Here is a 26,460-nt window from a genome sequence, read left to right on the forward strand (position 1 = left end):
CCCAAAATGAGAATATAGCATGAATTTGGCGGAAAAGGTCGGAAATACATGAAAACTCTCGGTAAAGAACGGTAGAAAGTGAGCAAAATCCGTAAAACCGCATTTTGAAAATAATTTCTGGCAGTGAGCGGGGAGAGGAGCGGTAACCCGTCTGCGGGGAGAGGGATACGCAGACAAACAGCAGAAACAGGGCGGGATACCCCTTTTAAAAATATATTTTTCACCGTTTGCAAGAGGTTTACCAACAAAATAAATACATATAACCAGCAGATAACCAACAAATTACCTAATTTTACTCGAAATAAATTAGATATTTTCCATAAGGCGTTTGAATGAAATTGGAATTTTGCGAACAAATGCAGGAATTTCGGTTGAAATTTTGGCGGTTTGGTGATACACTTGTATTCGTAAAACAGTGGCATTGTGCCGCTGTACGCTGGAACCTGTTCCGCGGAGAGAAAATTATATTTTGAATTAGGCAGGTGTATGCAATGCAGAAAGCAGAAAAGATGCAGGAGCTTCGTGTATTTGCTCAGGAAATCCGTGTGGAGACCCTGAAGACCGTCGGTTCGCTTGGCTTCGGCCACGTTCCGGGTGCAATGTCCGTTATTGATGCGCTGGCAGTTCTGTACGGCGAAGTAATGAAGGTTGATCCGAAGAACCCGCATTGGGAAGATCGTGACTGGTGCGTACTGTCCAAGGGCCACGCTGGTCCGGCTATGTACGCTACCCTCGGTCTGAAGGGTTTCTACCCGGTTGAGGACGCTTATACCCTCAATCAGCCGCACACCAACTTCCCGTCCCATACCGACCGCACCAAGACCCCCGGTGTTGACCTGACGACCGGTTCTCTCGGTCAGGGCATGTCCACCGCTACCGGTGCTGCTCTGGGCAACAAGCTCGACGGCCGCGACAGCCATGTATTCGTATTCGTTGGCGACGGCGAGTGCGATGAGGGCCAGGTTTGGGAGGCTGCTCAGTTCGCAGCTCACTACAAGCTGGACAACCTCGTTTGCTTCGTAGACGACAACAAGTACCAGCTCGACGGTGCTGTTGACAAGGTTATGAGCCACGGCAAGGGCATCGGTGCTAAGTTCGCAGCATTTGGCTGGAACGTGATCGAGCTGCAGGACGGCAATGACGTAGAGCAGATCTACGACGCTGTTCAGCTCGCTTACGACACCAAGGGCGTACCGACTTGCATCGTCCTGAACACCGTTAAGGGCCTGGGCGCCACCTTTGCTGAAGGCACTGGCGCGCACTCCTCTCAGCCGACTAAGGAGCAGTGGGATGAAGCCATTGCTGCTGCTGAGAAGAAGCTCGCTGAGATCAAGGCACAGTAAGGGAGGGTATTGAACATGAGCTTTACTTTGATTGGCAAGCACGAGAAGGATTCTCGTAACAACCGTGACGGTTTTGTTACCGCTATGCTGGACCTGATGGAGAAGGACAGCAAGGTTATGCACGTTGACTGCGACCTCGAGAACTGCATCAATACCGGCAAGCTGGCTAAGGCTTTCCCGGAGCAGACCGTAAACGCAGGTATCGCAGAGGCTAACGCTATGGGCGTTGCCGCAGGTCTGGCTGCTACCGGCCGCACCGTATTCATGCACTCCTTCGGCTGCTTCGCTTCCCGCCGTGCATTTGACCAGGCATTCATGTCCGCAGCTTACGCTAAGCTGCCGGTACACGTTATCGGTTCCGACCCCGGCGTATGCGCTGCATACAACGGCGGTACCCACATGCCGTTCGAGGACTGCGCTCTGTACATGTCCGTACCGGAAGCAGTTGTAATCGACCCGGTTGACTACGCTCAGATCAACTGCCTGACCAAGAAGCTGGCAGCATCCGGCAAGTTCTCCTACATGCGCATGATCCGTAAGGGCTTCACCACCGTTTACGGCGATGGCTCTGACTTCGAGATCGGCAAGGGCGTTACCCTGAAGGAAGGCAAGGACGTAGCTATCATCGCTTCCGGCATCATGGTAGACGAGGCACTGAAGGCTCAGGAGCAGCTGGCTGCTGAGGGTATCTCTGCCAAGGTTATCGATATGTTCACCTGGAAGCCGCTCGACGAGCAGCTCATCCTCGATTCCGCTGCTGAGTGCGGCGCTATCGTAACCGCTGAGAACCATCAGGTTAAGGTTGGTCTGGGTTCTGCTGTTGCTAACGTTGTTATCAAGAACAACCCGGTTCCGATGGAGATGGTAGGCGTTGAGGATCGCTTCGGTCAGGTAGGCGCTGAGTCCTTCCTGCGCGAGGAGTACGGTCTGACCGCTGCTCACATCGTAGAGGCTGCTAAGAAGGCTATCGCTCGCAAGAACGGCTAAGTTTTCTCGCAGATACGCGAAGTAAAATTGCATCGAAAAGCGTTCCGACGTATGTCGGGACGCTTTTTTTGCCGTTACTTTGCACAGAAGCAAGCGCAGATTTTGCATGGTTTGGAAATAGACAATATCACCCAAATCTGCTACACTGTAAGCACAACAATAAAAGGAGGTGTACCGCATGAAAAAACGGTACGCGGCAGGACTGGCACTGGCTCTTGTGGGGATTTTGAGCGGGTGCGGACAAATGCAGGCGGCAGACAACACCATGCACCTTGCACCGGTGGAGCTGTCCGAGGAGCAGGAGGAGCTGATTTGGCTGACCGGTACGAGTACGACCGCCAACACGTTCTTTTTGTACGAATTTTCCGGCAACCACACAGATGCCAATGGCATGGAGATTCATCATTACATCTGGAAAGACAGCCAGTGGACGCCGTATAAAGGCCGTGACGGACTGGTTTCGGGAATGTATCAGATGGATTTGAACGGTCAGCCGGGTAAAATTGCGCTGCGGCGTGACGGTGACATCAATGCGAATTTCGCGATCGAGGTGCACTATCCGGATGGCGGCTGGTCGCATCTGGCAGCACAGCCGAAAGAGATAGAAGGTATGGTGGCTGGTGAAAATTCCGTGGCGGTTGGCACGATGGAAGAGCCGATTGACGATTTGGCTGTCGGTGTGGAAACGCCAATCCTCATTCGGGTGTACCGCAAGGGTGATACCTTGCGTCCGGTGACGGTTGCGGCGTTCAATGCCCCGGAAAACAGCAAAGCGGTGCAGGAAGGTGTTTACGCGGAAGTGTACACTGTCATTTTTATTCAGAAGTAAAGATAAAACTTGATAAAAGGAGGTGCACCGTATGAAAAAACGGTACATAGCAGGACTTGCGCTGGCTCTTGTGGGGATTTTGAGCGGGTGCGGACAGGCAAAAACACAGCCGGCGGACAACACGATTTCCATCACGCCGGTGGAGCAGAAAACGAATGGATCACAGATTGACAAGTCTGTGCAGTATGAATTTTCCGGCAACCATGCGGACGCAAACGGAATTGAAATCCAGCGGTATGCGTGGGACGGCAGTGCGTGGAACAAGGACGAGTTCGGCCTTTTCACGGTCAATTCGGAAAAAGTTGGAGAAAGCAGCGGAACGATTCGGTTTGAGCCGGAAAGCGATGATGTTAATTCGGAATATATCATTGTGATACAGTCGGATGAATTCGGCGGTTCCATCCAGAATGCGGATTCGTCCAAGCTGTGCGGTCTGCCGACCGAGCAGCTGACCTCGGCGGTGGCGATGCAGGAGGAAAAGATTGACGATCTGGCAATCGATGCAGAGATTCCTCTTCTCGTGCGTACATTCCGCACAGATAATACACAGATTTTAGTGGCGATTGATGCGTTTTCCGACCCGGAAAACAGCTCGGCAGTCAAAAACAGCAGCTACGCGGAGGCGTACACCGTAAAATTTGTAAAGAACGATAATCTCTAAAAGCGAATGCCCTGACCTCTCGTCAGGGCATTTTTCTCTTTACGCCCGCGGCGAATTTCACTATAATAGAGGGAGCAGAAAGGGGAGAGAACCATGTCCCAAACAGACAGCCCACTGGGCACAGCGCCGGTCGGCAAGCTGGTTCTGCAGCTTGCGATACCGGCCATGCTGGCACAGTTTGTCAATATTCTATACAGCGTGGTCGATCGCATGTACGTCGGCCACATTGCGGGTGCGGGTGATGCGGCGCTGGCCGGTGTCGGCGTGTGCGCGCCCGTGGTGACCATGATTACCGCCATCGGTGCGCTCATCGGCTTCGGCGGCGGCCCGCTGATGAGCATCCGCATGGGGCGGCGCGACATGGACGGCGCCCGTCAGATCATCACGAACAGCTTTTATCTTTTGCTGGCGCTGAGCGTGCTGGCGACCGTGCCACTGCTCATTTTCAAGCGGCAGATCCTGTTCACCTTCGGCTGCAGCGAGGTTCTGTGGGACTACGCGCAGGCGTACTTTACGACCTACGTTTCCGGCACTGTGTTCGCATTGCTGAGCTACGGACTCAATCAAATTACAATGAGTCAGGGATTTTCGGGTACCGCAATGCGGTCGGTTATGCTCGGAGCGGCCGTAAATATTGCACTTGACCCGGTGTTCATTTTTGCGCTGGACATGGGCGTGCGCGGAGCCGCTCTTGCGACCGTGCTGTCGCAGGCGTGCTCGACGGCGTACATCCTGCGGTTCCTGATGGGCGGCAGAGCCGCCGTCCGCATTACCCGTCAGCCGGTCAATTTCGGCTGGATGCGCCGTATCGTGCAGGTCGGTCTTTCGCCTGCGCTGATCATCGCGCTCGATAACGTGCTGCTCATCTCCATCAACGTCATGCTACGCAGATACGGCGGCGCGGACAGCGATATGCTCATCGCGTGTGCCGCCATCATGCAGAGCTTCATGCTCGTCATCACCATGCCGCTCGGCGGCATCACGGCAGGCACGCAGTCCATTCTCGGCTATAACTACGGTGCATGCGATGAAAAACGTGTCATGAAGGCGTTCCGGTGCATTGTGCTGCTGTGCTTCGTGTTCTGCGGCATCATGTTCCTGCTCGCGCAGACGATCTCGGGCGCTTTTGTCAAAATCTTCACCAAGGATCCGGCGTATATTGATATGGCGGCGTATATGATCCGCATCTACTCGCTCGGCGTGCTCGGACTGACCATCCAGTACCCGTTCGTGGACGGCATGACCGGCATGGGCCTGGTCAAATGGGGACTGACGTTTTCCATGCTCCGCAAGGGCATTTTCCTCGTCAGCGTGTTCGTCCTGCCGCCGATTTTCGGGGCAACAGCCGTTATGTTTTCTGAGCCGCTGTCGGATGTCGTGTCGGCAGTGTTTTCCGGCTGCGCGGCAGTGTTTCTCTTGCCGAAGCTGGTCAGAAAACAGTGCAATAATTGAGAATTGAGGATGGAAAATTAGCGTGACGGTTTAGCGTATGTTCGATGAATATAAATATATATAGGGGGATAAACGGCGGGGTGTGGTCACCCCGCCCTACATGATACATTTATCGAATGGTTAATTGATGTACCATAATAACACGATATATTGTAGGGCGGGATGACCCCATCCCGCCGTATCATTAAAATATGCACGAATCCTAAACAGGGAAACACGATGAATCATCACGTTCATTCCCCATCCTCCATTCTCCATTCTCAATTACTTCCCGCTCTTTGTACAAACTACCCCTTTACGAACGCATTTCTACTCTGTATAATAAGGTAAGATAGAAAACTCTTTCCGTCGAACGGAACAAGAACGATAACGGAGGAACAGAACATGGACGTTAAGGAACGCGCACTGCAGGCACACGAAAAATGGGGCGGCAAGATTGAGGTCGTGGCCCGCTGTGAGGTAAACAGCAAGGACGATCTGTCGATCGCGTACACGCCGGGTGTTGCCGAGCCGTGCCTCAAGATCAAGGACGATCCGTCTCTCAGCTACAAGTACACGCGCCGCCACAATCTGGTTGCGGTCATCACGGACGGCACCGCGGTGCTCGGTCTGGGCGATATCGGTCCGATTGCCGGCATGCCGGTTATGGAGGGCAAGTGCGCGCTGTTCAAGGCGTTCGCTGACGTGGACGCGTTCCCGCTCTGTGTGGCTTCCAAGGATGTGGATGAGATCGTCCGCACCATTCAGCTGATCTCTGGCTCGTTCGGCGGCATCAACCTCGAGGATATCGCGGCTCCGCGCTGCTTTGAGATCGAGCGCCGACTCAAAGAGGTCTGCGACATTCCGGTATTCCACGACGATCAGCACGGCACCGCTGTCTGCTGCGGTGCGGCTCTGCTCAACGCCTGCCGCCTGACCGGCCGCAAGGTCGATGAGATCAAGATGGTTGTCAACGGCTGCGGCGCAGCTGCTATCGCCGTTACCAAGTTCCTGATGTTCCTTGGCGTCAAGCACATCACGATGGTCGAGCGCTTCGGCATCGTCTGCGAGGGGGACGAGCGCCTGAATCCGGCACAGCAGGAGATGGCCAAGGTCACCAACCGCGAGCACATGACCGGCACGCTGGCCGATGCTGTCAAGGGTGCGGATGTATTCTTCGGCATGTCTGCTCCGCAGGTGCTTACTGCCGAGATGGTCTCCACCATGGCCAAGGACCCGATGGTATTCGCTATGGCAAATCCGGTGCCCGAAATCTGGCCGGAGGACGCAAAGAAGGGCGGCGCTGCCGTTGTCGGCACCGGCCGTTCGGACTACCCGAACCAGATTAATAACGTGCTTGCGTTCCCGGGCATTTTCCGCGGCGCACTCGATGTTCGCGCAAGCGACATCAACGAGGAGATGAAGCTGGCAGCGGCAAAGGCGATCGCGGCCTGCGTTTCCGATGAGGAGCTGAACGCGGAGTATATCATGCCGATGGCGTTCGATAAGAAGGTTATCCGTTCGGTAGCCGATGCCGTTGCACAGGCCGCCCGCGATTCCGGTGTGGCCCGTATCTGAGCGCAGCAGACGAAAAGTTACAGATAAGACATAATCAACCGCGCGGGAACAATCTCGCGCGGTTTTTGCGCAAAAGTGCGTGCACGCACACGCACAAGTTCGCGGAATGACAAAAACAGCGGATTGCACAACTCGGCTTTGTGAAAAAATGCGTTTGACATTTACAGTGCATAAGGGTACAATAAGAATAACAAAAATGCGTTTGTTCTGCGCAGACGCAGAGAGAAGATTATGGAGGGAATAACTATGTTAGATCCGAAGAAAGTAAGACTGGGTATCTGCCCGATCGGCTGGTCCAATGATGATATGTGGGATCTCGGCGACGAGAACACCTTCCAGCAGTGCATCTCTGAGATGAAGCTCGCTGGTTTTGACGGCTGCGAAGTAGGCCACAAGTACCCGGAGGACAAGACCGTCCTCAAGCACATGCTGGACGCCCGCAACCTGACCATCGCTTCCAAGTGGTTCTCCTCTTTCCTGGTTGACAAGCCGTACGAAGAGGTAGAGGCTGAGTTCATCAAGGAGCTGGATTACCTGTCCTACGTTGGCGCTACCGCAATCAACGTATCTGAGCAGTCCGGTTCTATCCAGGGCCAGCTGGACACCCCGATTCTGGACGACAAGAAGCGCGTTCTGACCGACGAGGAGTGGGATCGCTTCATCACCGGCCTGAACAAGCTGGGCAAGCTGTCCATGGAGAAGTACGGCATCCGCACCTGCTTCCATCATCACATGGGCACCGTATGCCAGACCGTTGAGGAGACTACCCGCCTGATGGAGAACACCGACCCGAAGTATGTATTCCTGTGCTTCGATACCGGTCACTTCACCTTCGCTGGCGAGGATCCGGTAAAGATGCTCGAGAAGTTCGCTGACCGTGTTGGTCACGTTCATCTGAAGAACATGCGTATGCCGCTGGTTGAGAAGGCTCGCGCTGAGCACTGGTCTTTCCTGGATGCAGTTCGCGCAGGCGCTTTCACCGTACCGGGCGATCCGGACGGCTGCGTAGAGTTCGACGCTGTATTCGATCTGCTTGACAAGGCTGGCTACACCGGCTGGATCATGGTAGAGGCAGAGCAGGATCCGGCTAAGGCTAATCCGTTCGAGTACGCTAAGATGGGCCGTGAGTACATCACTGCACACACCGGTCTGGGCGGCGAGGTTGTTCTGAAGAAGTAATTCTTCGCATATCGCGCAATAAAACACGAAACCGAGGGCATTTGCCCTCGGTTTTTTGCGTTCCCCAAAGGATATATGTCGTTAAGAACCGTTTGCACCGACCGGAAGCCTCCCCTGAAAGGAGAGGGGAACCGCCGAACGGCGGTGGAGGGGTTTGCCGTACCCACGGCAGAGGATTTCGCACGCTGCGGCGTGCGGGAATGTTGCCGCTGCGCGCGGCGGGCGCACAAGAGGGTAGACAACCTGCGGTTTTCCACCCTCTTGTGAATCACCCCTTTTCCCGCAAGGGCTTGGGTGCAGATGGTAGACTGCGTAAGCATGAAAAAGGGGAACGGCAGTCGGGTTACCGTTCCGTAGGGCAGACCAATGTGTCTGCCCATTTCTTTACCTATACGCAATGTCAGATACCTTTCTGCTACACATACGGTTTAATCTACGCAGGCGCGGCATACCCGTGACGCGCAACATTTTTACCTGTGCAGATTATCCAAATCCTGCGATTGCAGCCGGTTTGTGCCGGAAAACGAGTTGCGCGGCACTGTTATGCCGCGCGTAGCGGCAATCTCCGCCGCAGTCTACGGCAAAACGCTTCGCCCGGAAGCGGTGAACCGCCTGCGCGGTTCGGATGCCCCGAAAAACCGGTGCCGAAACCCCTCAGTCGCAGCAAGCTGCGCCAGCTTCCCTTTCAGGGGAGCCTGCAACCGTCCGGAGGGCGCAAACCGCTTCGCCCTTTATTCATTTGCCACTATATAAATCGTTGCAAATTCTCCGAAAATAGGGTAGAATAGTAAACAGGAATAGAATAAGGAGTGTGGAGCATGGAAGCACAGAAATATAAGCGCGTACTGATCAAGATCAGCGGCGAAGCCCTTGCGGGCGATAAGCATTTCGGCCTGAACTTTGATGTCATCGGTCCGGTATGCGATGTGATCAAAAAATGCAACGAAGAGGGCTGCGAGATCGGCATTGTTGTCGGCGGCGGCAACTTCTGGCGCGGCGTAAAGGACGGCGGCGGCAAGATGGAGCGCACCCGCGCGGACCACATGGGCATGCTGGCAACCACCATCAACGCACTGGCGCTGCAGGATGCTCTGGAGCAGCGCGGCGTGGACGTTCGCGTACAGACCGCTATCGAGATGAACAAGATCGCTGAGCCGTACATCCGTTCCCGCGCGACCCGTCATCTGGAAAAGGGCCGTGTCGTTATCTTCGGCTGCGGCACCGGCTGCCCGTTCTTCTCGACCGACACCGCAGCGGTTCTGCGTGCGGCGGAGATCGGCGCGGACGTTATCCTGCTGGCAAAGAACGTAGACGGCGTGTACGATTCCGATCCGGCTGTCAACCCGGATGCCAAGAAGTACGACCACCTGAGCTACATGGACGTGCTCAATCAGGGCCTCGGCGTTATGGATTCTACCGCGACCTCGCTGTCCATGGATAACCATATCCCGATTCTGGTATTCGCGCTTTCCGACCCCGAAAATATTCACCGCGCTGTTAACGGCGAAAAGATCGGCACGATCGTTGAGGAGGTAAAATAATGAAGGAACAGATCAAGTCCCACGAGGCAAAAATGCAGAAAACGCTGGACGTGCTCTCCAAGGAGCTGGCAGCAGTCCGCGCAGGCCGCGCAAACCCGGCGGTTCTCGATAAGATCACCGTTGAGTATTACGGTGCACCGACCCCGCTGAATCAGGTTGCGGCAATCTCTACGCCCGACCCGCGCACGCTGGCCATCCAGCCGTGGGACGGCTCGGTGCTCAAGGCCATTGAGAAGGCGATCCGGGTCTCCGACCTCGGCATCAACCCGCAGAACGACGGCAAGCAGATTCGTCTGAACTTCCCGCCGCTGACCGAGGAGCGCCGCAAGGAGCTCATCAAGGGCGTTTCCAAGACCGGTGAGGAGGCCAAGGTTGCACTCCGCAACATCCGCCGTGATGCACTGGACAAGTTCAAGGCAGCGCAGAAGAAGAGCGAGATCACCGAGGACGAGCTGCACGACGGCGAGGACAAGATGCAGAAGCTGACTGACAAGTACGTCAAGGAAGTTGATGCAATGGTCGCTAAGAAGTCTAAGGAGCTTGCGGAAGTATAACTTCCGCTGCGCTTATAGGGGGCTTCACAAGCCCCCTATATACGAAGTGCGGTTCCGGGGAAACCGCACTTCGATACCCGAATGACGCGCCCCACGGGCGCTGGGTCGGGGGACAAAAAGACCCGGCAAAACTGGGCCTTTTTGTGCGGCACAGAGTGCCGCGATTGGATGCCGCCGCAGAGCGGCGGTCGCCTGCGGGCGAGCCAATGGCTCGGATTTCTGAATGAAATCCTGCCATGTGGGTACGATTTGCAAGCAAATCGGGATTTTATGCGCTGCAAGCAGCGTGTGCAAGAGTTTATTGGGGGCGGCGGATTCGTCGCCCTTTTGCATGAAATTGGCAGGAAAACCTGCCGCAAGAGGGACAAACAGGGAGGAAGCAGGTTGGGTCTGTTCACACGAAAAAAGAAGGATAACGCGCCTGAAAACCGTCCGGTGCCGCGTCATATTGCGGTCATCATGGACGGCAACGGCCGCTGGGCCAAGAAACGCGGTCTGCCGCGCAAGGCCGGTCACAAGGTCGGCGCGGAGACGTTCCGCACCATCGCCACCTACTGCAAGGACATTGGCGTACAGTATTTCACGGTCTATGCATTCTCTACCGAAAACTGGAAGCGTCCGCAGGACGAGGTGGACGCGCTGATGAACCTGTTCCGCTCCTATCTGAAGGAGGCGGCGGAAACCATGTTCGAGCGCGGCGTTGCCGTGCGCGTGTTAGGCGATCTGACCGTTCTGCCGGAGGATATTCGCGCGCAGATCGCGGAGGTGGATGCGATTGCCGATCGGCTTGGTCCGGACGCGGCAACGGCTTCGCTGTGCATCAACTACGGCGGCAGGGACGAGATCAAAAACGCCGTCCGTGCTATCGCGGAGCAGGTGAAAGCCGGCGAACTGGCACCCGAGGATATCACCGAGGACACCATTTCCGCGCACCTGTACACCGCGCACATGCCCGATCCCGACCTCATCATCCGTCCTTCGGGCGAGATCCGCACGTCCAACTTCCTGCTGTGGCAGTCCGCCTATTCGGAGTACTACTTCACCGATGTGCTGTGGCCGGATTTCAAAACCACCGATCTGGATGCGGCAATCGACAATTTTAACAACAGAAACCGTCGTTTTGGCGGCGTTTAATATCCAATTAGGGTGATAAAACTATGAAAGCAAGAGTATTGTTTGGCGTATTCGGCTTTATTTTTGTGCTGCTGGCGCTGTATGTGTTCCCGCCGATCGTGCTGGAGCTTGTCGTGGCGGCGCTGTGCGTGTTCGCCACCTATGAGGTGCTCGGCTCGACAAAACTGGTGCGCAACCACTTGGAACTGCTGCTCGCAATGGCCGTCTCGCTGGGACTGGCTGTCGGTCATTTCAGCATCCTGCCGCTGCGGCTCGAGAGCGTGATGCAGGGTCTGGTGCTGGTGCTCCTGTTCGGCTCGTTCGCCATCGAACTGAAATATCACGACGTCATGAAGGCTTCGCAGGTCTCGTGGGCGTTTTTCGGCGGACTTGTCGTGCCGTACCTGCTGCTCAGCCTGTTGCGTATTTTCCAGATGAACTACCATCACGGCGCGTTCATCGTGCTGCTGCCGCTGCTTGCTGCCTGGGGCGCGGACACCTGCGCTCTGTTCTCGGGCATGCTGTTCGGCAAGCATAAGCTGGCGCCGGTCGTCAGCCCGAAAAAGACGGTAGAGGGCGCAGTCGGCGGCGTGGTCGGCGGTGCTGTCCTCGTGCTGATCGCGGCTTTGATTATGAACCAGACGCTCGGCCTTGAAATGCCGCTCTGGTCGGCGGTCGTGCTCGGCGCAGTCGGCGCGGTGCTCGGAGAGATCGGCGACCTGTCGTTCTCGGTCATCAAGCGCCAGACCGGCATTAAGGATTACGGACATATTTTTCCGGGACATGGCGGTGTGCTGGACCGTTTCGACAGTGTGCTGTTCGTAGCGCCGTTCGCGGAATTGCTCTTTAGAGTCATTTGGTAATTGAAAATTGAGAATGGAGAATGGAGAATTGTGGTATCGCGCTTTGCGCGATGATTAGATTCCGCGCTTTGCACGGCACCATAATTTTCAATTTTCCATTTTCCATTATCCATTATCCCAAATCGTTTAACAGGAGAAAAATAATGAAGAAGATTGCGATTTTAGGTTCAACGGGTTCGATCGGCACGCAAACGGTCGATATTCTGCCTTCGATCGACGCCGAAGTCGTCGCATTGACGACCAACCGGCGCATAAACTTATTGGAGGAGCAGGCGCGTGCCCTGCATCCGAAAATGGTCTGCGCGATGGACGAAAACGCAGCCAAGGAGCTGAAAATTAAGCTGGCGGACACGGATATTGAGGTTCTGACCGGTATGGACGGTCTGATCGCCTGTGCCGCCGAGAGCGGCGCGGACATCGTGGTGACGGCGGTTGTCGGCATGGTCGGCCTGCTGCCGACGATGGCGGCCATCAAGGCGGGCAAGGATATCGCGTTGGCGAACAAGGAGACGCTCGTGTGTGCGGGCGGTCTGGTGATGAGCGCTGCAAAGCAGTACGGCGTGCGCATCCTGCCGGTGGATTCCGAGCATTCGGCGATCTTTCAGTGCGTGCAGGCGGCAAACGGCAACCCGATCGACAAAATCCTGCTGACAGCCTCCGGCGGTCCGTTCTTCGGCAAAAAGTTCGAGGAAATGCGCGGCATGACGCGCGAGCAGGCGCTTGCACACCCGAACTGGAGCATGGGTGCAAAAATCACGATTGACTCTGCGACCATGATGAACAAGGGTCTGGAGCTGATCGAAGCCATGTGGCTGTATGATCTGCCGCCGGAGGACATTGAAATTGTTGTCCACCGCGAGAGCATCGTGCACTCGGCGGTGGAGTTTGCGGACGGAGCGGTAATCGCGCAGCTTGGTCTGCCGGATATGCGTCTGCCGATCCAGCTGGCGCTGACGTGGCCGCAGCGTGTGCCGTGCAAGGTACCGCGCATGTCGCTCGCGGAGGTCGCAAAGCTGACGTTCTACGCACCCGACTATGAGGCGTTTCCGGCGCTGAACCTCGCCAAGCACGCCGCCTCCCTCAAGGGCGACCGCGGCGCTGTGCTCAACGGTGCAAATGAGGCCGCAGTCGGTCTGTTTTTGAATGGTAAGATCGGTTTTACCGACATCGCAGAGCGCGTTGCATACGCACTCGATACCATTCCGTACAAGAAGGACATCACGCTGGACGACGTTCTGGCGGCGGACAAAGCCGCGCGCGAGATCGTGCTCGGCTGACCGAAAGGAGCTACGCTTTGCTGCAAATCATTCTGGCAATCCTCGCCTTCGGTGTGCTGGTCATCGTGCATGAGTTCGGACATTTCATCACCGCCAAGCGCGGCGGTGTGCAGGTCAACGAATTCTGGATCGGCATGGGTCCGACCCTCCTCAAGCACGAGTACCACGGCACGCTGTACTGTCTCAAGCTGCTGCCGTTCGGCGGCGCGTGCGTTATGGAGGGCGAGGACGGTGAAAGTGAAAATGAGCACGCCTTCGGCAAGGCGAAGCTGCCGCGCCGCATGCTCATCGTGTGCGCGGGCGCGCTGATGAATTTCCTCGTGGGATTCCTTATCGTGCTGGCGGTCATGCGTCCGAACGGACCGAACGGCGGCTATATCGTCTCCACCATCAGCGAGGTCAATCCGGCGAGCACCGCCGCCGCAGACGGCGGTCTGGAGGCAGGCGACGAAATTCTGAAAATCGACGGCTACCACATCCTCGTGCGGACGGATTTCGATACCGCGCTTGCGCGCACCGGTTCGACCACGCATGAAATTACCGTGCGCCGCAACGGCGAAAAGGTGACGCTGCCAACGGTCAAGCTCGAAGCGGCGGTCACGGACGCGAACGGAAACAAGCGCATCGGCATCACCTTTGCGGAGCTGCCCGACAGCCTTGGCATGCACCTCAATATGAGCGTGCGCACCGCCGTCAACTACGCGCGGCTCGTCTGGTCGAGCGTGGGCATGCTCGTCAGCGGACAGGTCGGCGTGGATCAGCTTTCCGGTCCGGTCGGTGTGGCCGAGGTCATGGCGGATACCGCCAAGTACAGCATGATTTCGTTCTTCCAGCTTGTGGCATTTATCTCGATCAATCTCGGCGTGATGAACCTGCTGCCGCTGCCTGCACTGGACGGCGGTCGGCTCGTGTTCCTCATCATCGAGGGCATCCGCCGCAAGCCCGTGCCGCCCAGGTATGAGGGCTATGTGCACGCGGCAGGACTCATGCTGCTGCTTATGCTGATGGTGTATGTGACCGGGCAGGACGTACTGCGCATTTTTATGCGCAGTAATTGAGAATTGAGAATGGAAAATGGAAAATGAATGTGCGGTGCATAGCGCCGTTATGCAATCATCGTGCAAAGCGCGATACCACAATTCTTCATTCTCCATTTTCCATTTGTGAGAGGTTAGAGCTATGAAAATAACAAAGCAAATCAAGATAAGGGACGTATTGGTTGGCGGCGGCGCTCCCATTGCGGTGCAGTCCATGACCAACACGGATACGCGCGACGCGCAGGCTACTCTGGCGCAGATTCGCGCACTGGCGGACGCGGGCTGCGACATTGTTCGCTGTGCCGTGCCGGATATGCAGGCGGCGGAGGCGCTGCGCGAAATCTGCGCGAACTCGCCGCTGCCGGTGGTGGCGGACATCCACTTTGACTACCGTCTTGCGCTGGCGGCGATCGAGTCCGGCGTGGACAAGATTCGCTTGAATCCGGGCAACATCGGCGGCGCGGACCGCGTACAGGCGGTTGTGAAGGCGGCAAAGGAACGCCATCTGCCAATCCGCATCGGCGTAAACTCCGGCTCGGTGGAGAAGCACATCCTCGAGAAATTCGGCGGGCCGACACCCGAGGCCATGGTGGAAAGTGCGCTGTACCATGTCGGTCTGCTGAACGACTGCGATTTTGACGACATCTGCATTTCCATCAAGTCGTCCTCGGTGCCGAACACCATGCAGGCGTACCTGCTGGCGAGCGAAAAGACCGACTATCCGCTCCATCTCGGCGTTACCGAGGCGGGCACCGAGTACATGGGCACGATCAAGTCGGCGGCGGGCATCGGCGGCCTGCTGGCGCTCGGCGTGGGCGACACCATCCGCGTGAGCCTGACGGACGATCCGGTCAAGGAGGTCTACGCGGCAAAGGCGATTCTCAAGGCTGTCGGCAGAGCGGAAGAGGGCATCAACGTGGTTTCCTGCCCGACCTGCGGCCGCACGCGCATCAACCTCATCGACATTGCCAAAGAGGTTGAGCAGCGCTGCCAGAGCATTCATGGCAAGAAGATGAAGGTAGCCGTTATGGGCTGCGTGGTAAACGGTCCCGGCGAGGCGCGTGAAGCCGATCTCGGCATTGCGGGCGGCGACGGCGTGGGCCTGATCTTCCGCCGCGGCGAGATCATCAAAAAGGTGCCGCAGGAGCAGCTTGTGGATGCACTGATGGACGAAATCGCACATTATGAAGGAGAATAATCGTGGCTGGAAAGCTGATTGATATTTTTCAAAACTGTAAATGTGTAAATGAGGAGAAGCACCTTGCCGCAGGCGAGGTGCGTTCTCTGGCATTTGGGGATAATAACACGGTGATGGTCGTGGAACTCGGTCTGCACGAGGTTGTCAGTCGCAAGGTGATTGCCAAGGCGGAAAAGCAGATCGCGGACACCTACGGTCTTGACCGCGTGATGATCGAGCCGCGCTACAACATGCCGGGTGAGCTGTCGAACGCGTACATCAAGTCGCTGTATGACGACATGGCGTACCGCATGCCGTCAGCCAAGGGTCTGCTCGACCACACCAAGTGGGAGTTTGCGGACGGTGCGCTCCAAATCCCGATGGACGAGGTGAGCGAAAAGCATTTCGCAAACGCACTGCGGCATCTGGAGGCGCGTATTCAGCGGGAGTTGGGGAGAAGCTGTCCGGTGCACGCAGTCCGCGCGGACGCACAGGATTTTGCACCCGCACCCGAGCAGGAGGAGAGCCGCGAGGAAATTCTGCACAAGGCTGTGGAGCAAGCAGCGGCAGCCGCAGCGGAAACGCCCAAGCCGAAAAAGCCGCGTCCGGCGCCGCAGCAGCATACCGGCTATCAGCGCCCGCGCGCCGAGAAGGTGCGCGAGGACGATCTCATCTTCGGCAAGCTGATTCAGGACCCCATTATTTCGGTCAACGAGGCGATTGCCGCCTATGACATGGTCACCATTCAGGGCGAGGTGTTCTTCACCGACAGCAAGGACATCCACAGCAAGAAAACCGGCAAGGATTACGTCAAGATTGCGTTTGACATAACCGACCGCACCAATTCCGTGCGCGTTTCCAAGTTCCTTGCGGCGGACAAGTCGGGCGATACGGCATCTAAAATCAAGAAGGGTCTGTACTGCACCGTGCAGGGCAAGATGGTGTACGACACCTTTGCCAAGGAGATGGTGCTCGAGCCGACCGGCATCGTCAAGGCGAAAAAGCCGGAGCGAAAGGACACCTACGAGGGCATGAAGCGCGTGGAGCTGCATCTGCACACCAACATGAGCGCGATGGACGGCATGAGCAGCACCGCGTCTCTGCTGTGCCGCGCCGCCAAGTGGGGACACCGCGCGATGGCGATTACCGACCACGGTGTGGCGCAGGCGTTCCCCGAAGCGCTGCACGCGCAGGAGGGCAAGCAGAAGGATATCATCGGTGACATGAAGATCATCTACGGCATCGAGGCGTACTACATCAACGACGAGAACAGTATTTCGGTCGTGCGCGGCAAGAGCGCCGAGCCGCTCGACGGCACGTTCATCGTGTTCGACCTTGAGACCACCGGACTCAATCCGGCGAGCGAGGAAATTACCGAGATTGCCGCTGTGCGCGTTGTGGAGGGCGAGATTCGCGATTCCTTCCAGACCTATGTCAACCCGCACAAGCCGATTCCGGCGGAAATCACCGAGCTGACCGGCATTTCGGACGAGACGGTAGCGGACGCGCCCGACCTCGACAAAGCCGTGCCGGAATTCCTCGCATGGGCAGGCGAGGGACAGTACCCGCTTGTGGCGCACAACGCAGGCTTCGATATGGGCTTCCTGCGGACGGCCTGCCAGAGACTGGGTATCGAGCGGGAGTTTACAAGCATTGATACCCTCGAGATGAGCCGCCTGATGCTGCCGCACATGCACAAGTTCAAGCTGAACATTCTGGCGAAGGAGCTGCAGGTCGGCCCGTTTGAGCACCACCGCGCGAGCGAGGATGCCGCCGTGCTCGGCCGCATTTACGTCAAGCTGCTGAAAAGGCTCAGGGAGGAGATGCACGCGGTTACGACTGCGGATATCAATCCGGTGCTGGCGGCGACGACCGACCGCAAGAACAAGCTGAAAAACCTGCCGCGCTATCACTTTATCATTCTGGTGAAGAACCAGGCGGGACTGCGCAACCTGTATCAGCTGATTTCCAAGAGCTTTCTGGAATATTACAACAAGCGCCCCATTATGCCGCGCAGCGAACTCATCCGCCACCGTGAGGGATTGATTTTCGGCTCGGCATGTGAGGCGGGCGAGGTATTCCGCGCATTGACCAAGGGCGAGCCGTGGGAGGAGATCAAGCGGCTGGCGTCGTTCTACGACTATCTGGAGATTCAGCCGATCGGCAACAACAACTTCATGATCGCAAAGGGCATGGCGAAGGACGAGGAGCAGCTGCGCGACTGGAACCGCGATATTCTCCGCCTGGCGGATGAATTGGGAAAACCGTGCTGCGCCACCGGTGACGTACACTTCCTCGAACCCGAGGATGAGGCGTTCCGCCGTATTCTGATGGCGGGTCAGGGCTTCTCCGATGCGGATAATCAGGCGCCGCTGTACTTTAAGAGCACGGATGAAATGCTGAAGGAATTTTCCTATCTCGGGGAGGACCGGGCGTATGAGGTGGTCGTGAAGAACACCAACATGATTGCCGACATGTGTGACGTGATTCGTCCGGTGCCGAGGGAAAACTACCCGCCGCACATCGACGGCTGTGAGGACGATCTGCGCAACATGTGCTACGAAAAGGCTAAGCGTATCTACGGCGATCCGCTGCCCGAGCCGGTGCAGGCGCGGCTTGACCGTGAGCTTGGCTCCATCATCGGCAACGGCTATGCGGTTATGTACATCATCGCGCAGAAGCTGGTGACCAAGTCGCTTGCGGACGGCTATCTGGTCGGCTCGCGTGGTTCGGTCGGCTCGTCGCTCGCGGCGTTCATGTCGGATATCACCGAGGTAAATTCGCTCGCCCCGCACTATCTGTGCCCGGACGACAAATATCTCGAGTGGCACGAGGAATACTCGTGCGGTGTCGATCTGCCCGATAAGATCTGCCCGAAATGCGGCAAGCCGCTCACCAAACAGGGCTTCAACATTCCGTTCGAGACCTTCCTCGGTTTCGAGGGCGACAAGGTGCCGGATATCGACCTGAACTTTGCGGGCGAGTATCAGTCGCGTATCCACTGGTACACCGGCGAGATCTTCGGTCATGACCATGTGTTCCGAGCGGGCACCATCGGCACGGTTGCTGAAAAAACCGCGTTCGGCTACGTCAAAAAGTACATGGAGGAGCGCGGCGTTGAGTGCTCCCGCGCGGAGGAAAACCGCCTGGCGGCGGGCTGCACCGGTGTGCGCCGTACCTCGGGTCAGCACCCGGGCGGCGTTGTCGTTGTGCCCAAGGAGATTGAGATTTACGACGTCTGTCCGATTCAGCATCCGGCAGACGATCCGGATTCCGACATCATCACCACCCATTTCGAGTATCACTCCATTGACGCGAACCTGCTCAAGCTGGACGAGCTGGGACACGATGACCCGACCATTATCAAGCATCTGGAGAACCTCACCGGCGTAAACGCGCAGGAGATTCCGCTCGACGACCCGGAGACTATGAGTCTGTTCCACTCGTGCAAGGCGCTTAAGTACACGGGCGAAAACCCGGATACCGACCCGATCCTCGGTGACCTCGGCTGTGTGGCGGTGCCCGAGTTCGGCACCAAGTTCGTGCGCGGCATGGTCAAGGAGACGCACCCGTCCACGTTCGCGGAGCTGGTATCCATTTCCGGTCTGTCGCACGGTACGGATGTTTGGCTCGGCAATGCCGCAGAGCTGGTCCGCAAGGGCATTCCGCTGTCCGGCTGTATCTGCTGCCGAGACGATATCATGAACTACCTGATCCTGCAGGGCGTCAAGCCCAAGCTGTCGTTCAAGACGATGGAGTCCGTCCGAAAGGGCAAGGGACTGACCGAGGAAATGGAAGCCGCCATGAACGAGCAGCATGTGCCCGAGTGGTACATCGACTCGTGCAAGAAGATCAAGTATATGTTCCCGAAGGCGCACGCGGTCGCGTATGTCATGATGGCGTTCCGTATCGCGTGGTTCAAGGTGCACCGTCCGCTCGCGTTCTATTCGGCGTACTTTTCCATCCGCGCGAAAGGCTTTGATGCGTCCTGTATGATCAAGGGCGATAAGGTTTGCCTGGACAAGATGACCGAGCTGCGCGGCAAGGAGCGCGATAAGACGATTTCAGCGGCGGAAAAGGATATGATGACGACCCTTGAGGTCTGCCACGAGTTTTACAGGCGCGGATTTACGTTCGAGCCGATGGATGTTTATAAATCGGACGCAACGCGCTTTCTCGTGACGGAAACCGGTTTGATTCCGCCGTTTACGTCCATGCCGGGCATCGGTGAGCAGGCCGCGCTCAGCATCGTGGAGGAGAGAAAAAACGGTAAGTTCCTCTCGGCAGAAGAGCTGATCGTCCGGTGCCCGAAGGCGTCCAAGGCGGTCGTCGAACTGCTCGAGCAGATCGGCGCGCTTGGCTCCATGCCGAAAACAACGCAGATGACGCTATTTTAGAAAGGTGTGACGATTGTGGCAAAGTACGAGAAGCATCTGACGGGAAATTTTGACGAGCTGCTGGAGCTTGTAACGGACGGCGTGCTGAACGGCAGCATGTCTGCGTCCTACGAGGACGGCTCGGATTGGACAAACGGCACGGTCCGCTGCGCGGTGCGCGTGTTCGAGCGTTACAGCTACATGGGCGGCAACCGCGTCAGCATGAATGTCACTCTGGTCGGCAACGACCGCGACCTGTTTCTCTCCGCCATCACTTCGGGCGGCAGTCAGGCCGTGTTCTTCAAGCTCAATACCCTCGGCGAGGAGAGCTTTCTGGAAAAGCTGGTGCCGATCGTGGAGAACTATAAAAAGAGAGTAGAGTGAGGAGTTGAGAGTGAAGAGATGGGAGGAAGCGGGAGGGCGGAGAGAAAAAAGCCGCCTCTGCTTCATCTCCGCTCTTCACTCTTTCTTTTTCACTCGAAAACGGGAGTTCGAAGCGGAAAAGGCTGCCCACAGTGTAGGCTCCGCTCTCTAAAAAGGGTCTTGACAGTATATAGGGAACTATGGTATGATTTCATCATGATAAAGCGATAAAGGAGCAGCGGAGCCATGAACCGTTTTCGTATTTCCACCCCGGAGGGTACCCGAGACCTGTTATTTTCCTCGTGCCGTGCGCTGCGGCAGACGGAAAACGCTGTGCGCGACGCGCTGGAGGAGCGCGGCTACAGCGAGATCATCACCCCGGCGGTTGAGTATTTTGATGTATTTGCACAGGCAAACCCCGAGCTGGATCAGGATCAGATGCTGAAGATCATCGACAAGTCCGGCCGCATTTGCGTGGCGCGTCCGGATAACACCACGCCGATCGCGCGTATCGCAGCCACCCGACTGGATGACGCGGCGCTGCCGGTCCGCCTGTATTACAGCCAGAAGGTGTTCCGTTCGGTGTCCGGCGACCACGGCCACAAGGGCGAGTTTCTGCAGGTCGGCGCGGAATTTATCGGCGCGGACGGTCTGGAGGCCGACAAGGACATTCTCACGGCTGCGTTTGCCGCACTCAGCAAGACCGGCGCGGACAACTTCCGCGTAGAGCTTGGTCACGCTGAGATCTACAAGGCGCTGATGGATGAGCTTGGCGCGGATGCACAGTCCGCCGAGGGCATCCGCCGCCTGATCGAAAACAAGTCGTTTGCCGCGCTCGGTGATGCGCTCGAGCCGTTCAAGGGCAAGCCTGCCGCAAAGGCGCTCAGCGCTATGCCGAATCTGTTCGGCGGCATCGAGGTGCTCGACGAGGTCGAGTCGCTCACCGGCAACGTGCGCGTACTCGGCGCGACCGCTTATCTGCGCCGACTGTATCAGGCACTGGATGAGGCAGGCTACGGCGACCGCATCATGATCGACCTCGGCCTTGTCCACGAGATGGATTACTACACCGGCATCATGTTCCGCGGCTACATCGGCGGTGCGGGCGCGGCCATCCTCTCGGGCGGCCGTTACAACGCGCTGTGCGCCAAGTTCGGCAAGGATATGCCCGCGGGCGGCTTCGGCATTGACGTGGAGAGCGTTGCCGACAGCCTTGCAGGCGCAAGCCGTCCCGAGGTCGCAACCCGCCGGGATACCGTGCGTATCGCACTGACCAAGGGCCGTCTGGAGAAGAAAACGCTCGCGCTGCTCAAGGCCGCAGGCTACGATATCTCCGAGCTAGAGGCCGGAACGCGCAAGCTCATCTTCACCCTGCCGGACAGCGGCGTGGAGATCGTGCTTTCCAAGGCCGCGGACGTAATCACCTACGTTGAGCACGGCGTGTGCGACATGGGCGTGGTCGGCAAGGATACCATCATGGAAAAGGGCGGCAGCTTCTACGAAATGGTAGACCTCGGCTTCGGCAAGTGCCGCTTTGCCCTCGCTACCAAGAAGGGCAAGGACGTGTACGGCGGCTATAAGACCCCGGTTATCGCTACCAAGTATCCGGCGGTCACCAAGGCCTTTTTCAATAAGAAGAATATGGACGTTGAGACCATCAAGATCGAAGGCTCGGTCGAGCTGGCGCCGCTGCTCGAGCTGGCAGACGGCATTGTTGATATCGTGGAGACCGGCACGACGCTCAAGGAGAACGGCCTCGAGGTCGTTGAGAATGTAGCGCCCATCTCGGCAAGAGTTATCGTCAACCTCGCCAGTGCGAAGATGAAGAAGGCGGCGATTCAGAAGGTTATTGCAGAACTGGAAAGTGGCTTGGAGAAGTAAGCCAATACCTATATAACATAAATCATATCCATAGGGCGGGGTGCCCTGCGGAATATTTATAACAATGCCGGTGGACGAAAACGGTTGACACAAAAGGGGAATACCACAATGTTTATGAAAACAGTCCTCGCGGACGGACAGGCAGAGCAGCAGGTCATCCGCGAAATGAAGGCCCGTGCGGCTGGTGCGCGCGGCGATATTGAGCAGATTGTCCGCGGTGTGATGGCGGACGTACAGCAGCGCGGCTGGGATGCGGTCGTGGAGTACGCCGAGCGGTTTGACGGCAAGGCGCCGTACATTGTCGAGCCGAAGGTGCTGGACGATGCGTACAACGCCTGCGACCCGAAGCTGATCGCGGCGCTGGAAAAGGCGGCGGCGAACATCCGCGACTACCACGAGCAGATGCTCGTCAAGACGTGGGAGTGGAACCGCTCGGGGGGCGAAACGCTCGGTCAGACCGTGCGCGGACTTTCGCGCGTCGGCATTTATGTGCCGGGCGGCACGGCAGCGTATCCGTCGAGTGTGCTGATGAACGCCATTCCGGCCAAGGTGGCGGGTGTCGGCGAGCTTATCATGGTAACGCCGCCGACCGAAAATATGTCCAACGAAGTGCTTGCGGCGGCGAAAATCGCCGGTGTGGATACGGTCATCGCCATCGGCGGCACGCAGGCGATTGCCGCGCTGACCTACGGCGCGGGCTTTATCCCGCAGGTGGACAAGATCGTCGGCCCGGGCAACGCCTTTGTTGCAGCAGCCAAGAAGCTGGCGTTCGGCACGGTCGATATCGACATGATCGCCGGTCCGTCCGAGGTGCTGGTCATTGCCGATCACACCGCCAACCCGACTTACGTTGCCGCCGACCTGCTCAGTCAGGCCGAGCACGACAAGCTGGCTTCCGCCGTCCTGCTGACCGATTCTATGGCGCAGGCGCAGGCGATTTCGTGCGAGATGGAGCGGCAGGCAAAGCAGCTCCCGCGCTGGGACATCATCAAGGAGAGCGTGGCGAACTACGGCTGCGCCATCGTGTTTGACGACTTGAAGGACGCCTGCAGGATGGCTGATGTGGTCGCACCCGAGCATCTGGAGGTCGTAACCGCCGCTCCGCGTGAGCTGCTGCCGCACCTGCACAACGCAGGCGCGATCTTCCTCGGTCAGTATGCGCCGGAGCCGCTCGGTGACTACATGGCAGGCCCGTGTCACGTTCTGCCGACCTCGGGCACGGCGCGTTTCTTCTCGCCGCTGTCTACGGACACGTTTTTGAAGAAAACCAGCGTGATCGAGTACACGCGGGACGCGCTCGAAAGCTACGCACAGGATATTATCGCGCTCGCGCAGAGCGAGCACTTGGACGCGCACGCAAACTCCATCGCGGTGCGCTTTGCGGAGGAAAACAACGATGAGAACCGCTGAAATCAAACGAAAGACCAAGGAAACCGACATTTCGCTCAAGCTGACGCTCGAGGGCGGCGACCGCAAGATTGACACCGGCATCGGCTTTTTCGACCATATGCTAAACAGCTTTGCCGTGCATTCCGGCTTCGGCCTCACGCTCACCTGCAAGGGCGACCTCGAGGTGGACGGGCACCATTCGGTCGAGGACTGCGGCATTGCGCTCGGTCAGGCACTGGCAGAATGTGTCGGTGATAAGGCCGGAATCGCACGCTTCGGTCAGGCGTTCGTGCCGATGGACGAGGCGCTCGGTTTCTGCGCGCTGGATATTTCCGGACGCCCGTATCTCGTGTTCGATGCCCCCATGCCGCAGCCGATGTGCGGCCAGTACGACACCTGCCTGACGGTCGAGTTCATGCGTGCGCTGGCGGTACACGCCGGACTGACGCTGCACCTCAAGTGCGAGTACGGCGAGAACGCGCACCATATCACGGAGGCGCTGTTCAAGGCGCTTGCACGCGCGCTCAAGCAGGCCGTTGCGGTTACCGGCGGCGGCGTTTTGAGTGCGAAGGGTGTTCTCTAAATTTCATAAACATGGTGCCAACCGTTACGGCAGGATGAGGTCATCCCGCCCTGCGGAACAGATTCCGAGAGGTACAACATGAGTTATATTGCAATCGTAGATTATGGCGCAGGCAATCTGATGAGCGTACACAACACGCTCGATTACCTGGGTTATGAAAATAAAATCGCGGCTTCGGCGGACGTGATCGAGAACGCGGCGGGCGTTATCCTGCCCGGTGTCGGCGCGTTTCCGGATGCGATGGCGGCTTTGGAGCACTCCGGTTTGACGGAGGCGGTGCTGAAGGCTGCAAAGGAAAAGCCGTTCCTCGGCATCTGCCTCGGTATGCAGATGCTGTTCGAGGAATCGGACGAGGTGCGTCCGTGCAGGGGTCTGGGTCTGCTGCCGGGACGCATTGAGCGCATTGAGACGAGTCTCAAGCTGCCGCAGATCGGCTGGAATGCGCTGGACATTCTGCGTCCGAATGCCATGACCGAGGGTCTGGAAAACGGCAGCTATGTGTATTTCGTGCACAGTTTCATGGCGCATCCGGCGGACGAAAACGACCTTGCCGCCGTGACGGATTATGGCGCGCGCGTGCCTGCCATGGTGGCGCGAGGGAACCTGTTCGGCTGCCAGTTTCACCCGGAAAAGAGCGGTGAAGTGGGACTTGCGATGCTTCGCAACTTTGCAAAACTGACGGAGGTGGGAAAATGAGAGTTATCCCCGCAATTGATTTGAAAGACGGTCAGTGCGTGCGCCTGCAGAAAGGCGACTACGGCACTGCACATAAAGTAGCAGAAAACCCGGTCGAGACCGCACAGCGGTTTCTCGATGCCGGTGCAGACCTTGTACACATGGTTGACCTTGACGCCGCGAAGGACGGCTCGCACGCGAACTACGGCGTGGTGGAGCAGGTCATCCGCGAGACCGGCGCGACCGTGGAGCTTGGCGGCGGCATTCGCTCCATGCAGGATGTGGAGACCGTGCTTGCACTGGGCGTTTCGCGCGTGATCATCGGCTCGGCGGCTGTCCGCGACCCGGAATTCGTAGCCGAGGCTGTAAAAAAGTACAGCGACAAGATCGTTGTCGGCATCGATGCCAAGAGCGAGACCGTCCGCACGGACGGCTGGCTGGGCGACAGCGGTGAGAACTACATCGCGTTCGCGGAGCGCATGGAGTCCATCGGTGTACGCCACATCATCTTCACCGACATTGACAAGGACGGCATGCTCGCCGGCCCGAACTTTGACCAGCTGGCGGCGCTGCGCGCCTCGGTCTCCTGCGAGATCATCGCGTCCGGCGGCGTGTCCACCCTCGAGGATATCACCGGCCTGAAAAAGCTCGGCATCGACGGTGCTATCGCAGGCAAGGCGGTGTATACCGGCACCCTTGATTTGGCAAAGGCCATCGAACAGGCCAAGTAACCGCTCTACGGTTACGATTGAACCTTCGATTTGAACGGAGTGAAAAACTTGTTAGCAAAACGCATCATCCCCTGTCTGGACGTAAAGGACGGGCGCGTGGTAAAGGGCGTGAACTTTGTCGGACTGCGCGACGCGGGCGACCCGGTCGAGCTGGCGAAGTTCTACTCGCAGGAGGGCGCGGACGAGATCGTGTTCCTCGATATCACCGCCACGAGCGACAACCGCGACACCATTGCCGACGTTGTCCGCCGCACCTGCCGCGAGGTATTCGTGCCGGTCACGGTCGGCGGCGGCATCCGCACCGTGGACGATTTCCGCGAGATTTTACGCGCCGGTGCAGATAAAATTTCCATCAACTCCTCGGCGGTCAAGAATCCCGATCTGGTGAACGCCGCTGCGGAGAAGTACGGCAGCCAGTGCGTTGTGGTTGCGATCGACGCGCGTGCGAACGCCGAAATGCCGTCCGGCTTTGAGGTCTACGTTGCAGGCGGCCGCACCCCGACCGGCAAGGACGCGGTCGCGTGGGCGAAAGAGGTCTACGAGCGCGGCGCGGGTGAGATCCTGCTGACCTCGATGGACAAGGACGGCACCAAGTCCGGCTTTGACCTGCCGCTCACCAAGGCGGTCGTGGAGGTGGTCGGCATTCCGGTCATCGCGTCCGGCGGCTGCGGCTCGCTCGAGCATTTCTCCGAGGTGTTCGAGAAAACCGGCTGCGATGCCGCACTGGCGGCCAGCCTGTTCCATTATCGGGAATTGACCGTGGGCGAAGTGAAGGAACATTTGCAGGAGCATAATATTCCTGTAAGAATTTGAGTAAACGCAAACCTAACGACTGTGGATATTGGCAAAAATGCTCCGTAGGGCGGGGTGGCCAGCCCCCCCCCGGGCAACC

General features: G+C 57.7%; 22 protein-coding genes. All 22 read left to right on the forward strand.

Annotated elements, in window-relative coordinates; all coding sequences use genetic code 11:
• Nucleotides 1–491: 491 nt before the first annotated feature.
• The 22 genes from ACWVX6_RS07535 to hisF all read left to right on the forward strand — a co-directional run bounded on the left by ACWVX6_RS07535 (nt 492) and on the right by hisF (nt 26,381).
• Nucleotides 492–1,343, forward strand: coding sequence for a transketolase (locus tag ACWVX6_RS07535; RefSeq protein WP_110436472.1), 852 nt, complete (start codon nt 492–494; stop codon nt 1,341–1,343).
• 15 nt (nt 1,344–1,358) lie between these two features.
• A complete protein-coding gene (locus tag ACWVX6_RS07540; protein ID WP_117491067.1) occupies nt 1,359–2,330 on the forward strand; it encodes a transketolase family protein in 972 nt (323 codons plus the stop codon).
• A gap of 178 nt (nt 2,331–2,508) precedes the next feature.
• Nucleotides 2,509–3,159 (forward strand): hypothetical protein, encoded by a 651-nt coding sequence (locus tag ACWVX6_RS07545; RefSeq protein WP_455152806.1) that lies wholly within the window; start codon nt 2,509–2,511, stop codon nt 3,157–3,159.
• A 31-nt stretch (nt 3,160–3,190) separates the two neighbouring features.
• Nucleotides 3,191–3,820 carry a hypothetical protein gene (locus ACWVX6_RS07550; RefSeq protein ID WP_455152807.1) on the forward strand — a complete coding sequence of 210 codons (630 nt, stop codon included), beginning with the start codon at nt 3,191–3,193 and terminating at the stop codon, nt 3,818–3,820.
• A 93-nt stretch (nt 3,821–3,913) separates the two neighbouring features.
• Entirely contained in the window at nt 3,914–5,272 is a 1,359-nt protein-coding gene (locus ACWVX6_RS07555) for an MATE family efflux transporter (protein ID WP_455152808.1), read from the forward strand.
• A 384-nt stretch (nt 5,273–5,656) separates the two neighbouring features.
• Nucleotides 5,657–6,829, forward strand: a complete 1,173-nt coding sequence (locus ACWVX6_RS07560) for an NAD(P)-dependent malic enzyme (RefSeq protein ID WP_110436477.1) — start codon at nt 5,657–5,659, stop codon at nt 6,827–6,829.
• A 246-nt stretch (nt 6,830–7,075) separates the two neighbouring features.
• Nucleotides 7,076–8,008: a myo-inosose-2 dehydratase gene (gene iolE, locus ACWVX6_RS07565; protein ID WP_270417716.1), complete on the forward strand. Its 933-nt coding sequence runs from the start codon at nt 7,076–7,078 to the stop codon at nt 8,006–8,008.
• Between the two features lie 818 nt (nt 8,009–8,826).
• Entirely contained in the window at nt 8,827–9,549 is a 723-nt protein-coding gene (gene pyrH / locus ACWVX6_RS07570) for a UMP kinase (RefSeq protein WP_110436479.1), read from the forward strand.
• Nucleotides 9,549–10,103: a ribosome recycling factor gene (gene frr / locus ACWVX6_RS07575; protein WP_455152809.1), complete on the forward strand. Its 555-nt coding sequence runs from the start codon at nt 9,549–9,551 to the stop codon at nt 10,101–10,103. Before pyrH ends, frr begins: the two co-directional genes overlap by 1 nt.
• A gap of 384 nt (nt 10,104–10,487) precedes the next feature.
• A complete protein-coding gene (locus ACWVX6_RS07580) occupies nt 10,488–11,237 on the forward strand; it encodes an isoprenyl transferase (protein WP_455152810.1) in 750 nt (249 codons plus the stop codon).
• Nucleotides 11,238–11,260: 23 nt separating this feature from the next.
• Nucleotides 11,261–12,079, forward strand: a complete 819-nt coding sequence (locus ACWVX6_RS07585; RefSeq protein ID WP_455152811.1) for a phosphatidate cytidylyltransferase — start codon at nt 11,261–11,263, stop codon at nt 12,077–12,079.
• A 140-nt stretch (nt 12,080–12,219) separates the two neighbouring features.
• Nucleotides 12,220–13,356 carry a 1-deoxy-D-xylulose-5-phosphate reductoisomerase gene (locus ACWVX6_RS07590; RefSeq protein WP_442867815.1) on the forward strand — a complete coding sequence of 379 codons (1,137 nt, stop codon included), beginning with the start codon at nt 12,220–12,222 and terminating at the stop codon, nt 13,354–13,356.
• A gap of 17 nt (nt 13,357–13,373) precedes the next feature.
• A complete protein-coding gene (gene rseP, locus ACWVX6_RS07595; RefSeq protein WP_455152812.1) occupies nt 13,374–14,414 on the forward strand; it encodes an RIP metalloprotease RseP in 1,041 nt (346 codons plus the stop codon).
• A gap of 121 nt (nt 14,415–14,535) precedes the next feature.
• Nucleotides 14,536–15,591, forward strand: a complete 1,056-nt coding sequence (ispG, locus tag ACWVX6_RS07600) for a flavodoxin-dependent (E)-4-hydroxy-3-methylbut-2-enyl-diphosphate synthase (protein ID WP_455152813.1) — start codon at nt 14,536–14,538, stop codon at nt 15,589–15,591.
• A 2-nt stretch (nt 15,592–15,593) separates the two neighbouring features.
• Entirely contained in the window at nt 15,594–19,967 is a 4,374-nt protein-coding gene (locus ACWVX6_RS07605; RefSeq protein WP_455152814.1) for a PolC-type DNA polymerase III, read from the forward strand.
• Between the two features lie 15 nt (nt 19,968–19,982).
• Entirely contained in the window at nt 19,983–20,330 is a 348-nt protein-coding gene (locus ACWVX6_RS07610; RefSeq protein ID WP_455152815.1) for a DUF6054 family protein, read from the forward strand.
• A 225-nt stretch (nt 20,331–20,555) separates the two neighbouring features.
• Nucleotides 20,556–22,190: an ATP phosphoribosyltransferase regulatory subunit gene (hisZ, locus tag ACWVX6_RS07615; RefSeq protein ID WP_455152816.1), complete on the forward strand. Its 1,635-nt coding sequence runs from the start codon at nt 20,556–20,558 to the stop codon at nt 22,188–22,190.
• 108 nt (nt 22,191–22,298) lie between these two features.
• The gene (gene hisD, locus ACWVX6_RS07620) at nt 22,299–23,600 is read left to right on the forward strand and encodes a histidinol dehydrogenase (RefSeq protein WP_455152817.1); all 1,302 of its coding nucleotides are present in this window, start codon (nt 22,299–22,301) and stop codon (nt 23,598–23,600) included.
• Complete coding sequence (hisB, locus tag ACWVX6_RS07625) at nt 23,587–24,162, forward strand: imidazoleglycerol-phosphate dehydratase HisB (protein ID WP_118480434.1); 576 nt, start codon at nt 23,587–23,589, stop codon at nt 24,160–24,162. Before hisD ends, hisB begins: the two co-directional genes overlap by 14 nt.
• 78 nt (nt 24,163–24,240) lie before the next feature.
• Nucleotides 24,241–24,858, forward strand: coding sequence for an imidazole glycerol phosphate synthase subunit HisH (gene hisH / locus ACWVX6_RS07630; protein ID WP_116704958.1), 618 nt, complete (start codon nt 24,241–24,243; stop codon nt 24,856–24,858).
• Nucleotides 24,855–25,568 carry a 1-(5-phosphoribosyl)-5-[(5-phosphoribosylamino)methylideneamino]imidazole-4-carboxamide isomerase gene (gene hisA / locus ACWVX6_RS07635; protein WP_455152818.1) on the forward strand — a complete coding sequence of 238 codons (714 nt, stop codon included), beginning with the start codon at nt 24,855–24,857 and terminating at the stop codon, nt 25,566–25,568. The genes hisH and hisA overlap by 4 nt, the downstream gene beginning before the upstream one ends.
• A 48-nt stretch (nt 25,569–25,616) precedes the next feature.
• Nucleotides 25,617–26,381, forward strand: a complete 765-nt coding sequence (gene hisF / locus ACWVX6_RS07640) for an imidazole glycerol phosphate synthase subunit HisF (RefSeq protein WP_455152819.1) — start codon at nt 25,617–25,619, stop codon at nt 26,379–26,381.
• The last annotated feature ends 79 nt before the right edge of the window (nt 26,382–26,460 follow it).

The organism is Butyricicoccus sp., assembly GCF_977037065.1.

Coding starts and splice junctions, on each gene's coding strand:
- ACWVX6_RS07555 (WP_455152808.1), top strand. CDS start 3,914: ATGTCCCAAACAGACAGCCCACTGGGCACAGCGCCGGTCGGCAAGCTG.
- hisZ (WP_455152816.1), top strand. CDS start 20,556: ATGAACCGTTTTCGTATTTCCACCCCGGAGGGTACCCGAGACCTGTTA.
- ACWVX6_RS07560 (WP_110436477.1), top strand. CDS start 5,657: ATGGACGTTAAGGAACGCGCACTGCAGGCACACGAAAAATGGGGCGGC.
- ACWVX6_RS07550 (WP_455152807.1), top strand. CDS start 3,191: ATGAAAAAACGGTACATAGCAGGACTTGCGCTGGCTCTTGTGGGGATT.
- ACWVX6_RS07585 (WP_455152811.1), top strand. CDS start 11,261: ATGAAAGCAAGAGTATTGTTTGGCGTATTCGGCTTTATTTTTGTGCTG.
- hisB (WP_118480434.1), top strand. CDS start 23,587: ATGAGAACCGCTGAAATCAAACGAAAGACCAAGGAAACCGACATTTCG.
- ACWVX6_RS07535 (WP_110436472.1), top strand. CDS start 492: ATGCAGAAAGCAGAAAAGATGCAGGAGCTTCGTGTATTTGCTCAGGAA.
- ACWVX6_RS07545 (WP_455152806.1), top strand. CDS start 2,509: ATGAAAAAACGGTACGCGGCAGGACTGGCACTGGCTCTTGTGGGGATT.
- ACWVX6_RS07540 (WP_117491067.1), top strand. CDS start 1,359: ATGAGCTTTACTTTGATTGGCAAGCACGAGAAGGATTCTCGTAACAAC.
- pyrH (WP_110436479.1), top strand. CDS start 8,827: ATGGAAGCACAGAAATATAAGCGCGTACTGATCAAGATCAGCGGCGAA.
- ispG (WP_455152813.1), top strand. CDS start 14,536: ATGAAAATAACAAAGCAAATCAAGATAAGGGACGTATTGGTTGGCGGC.
- iolE (WP_270417716.1), top strand. CDS start 7,076: ATGTTAGATCCGAAGAAAGTAAGACTGGGTATCTGCCCGATCGGCTGG.
- hisD (WP_455152817.1), top strand. CDS start 22,299: ATGTTTATGAAAACAGTCCTCGCGGACGGACAGGCAGAGCAGCAGGTC.
- frr (WP_455152809.1), top strand. CDS start 9,549: ATGAAGGAACAGATCAAGTCCCACGAGGCAAAAATGCAGAAAACGCTG.
- hisH (WP_116704958.1), top strand. CDS start 24,241: ATGAGTTATATTGCAATCGTAGATTATGGCGCAGGCAATCTGATGAGC.
- hisA (WP_455152818.1), top strand. CDS start 24,855: ATGAGAGTTATCCCCGCAATTGATTTGAAAGACGGTCAGTGCGTGCGC.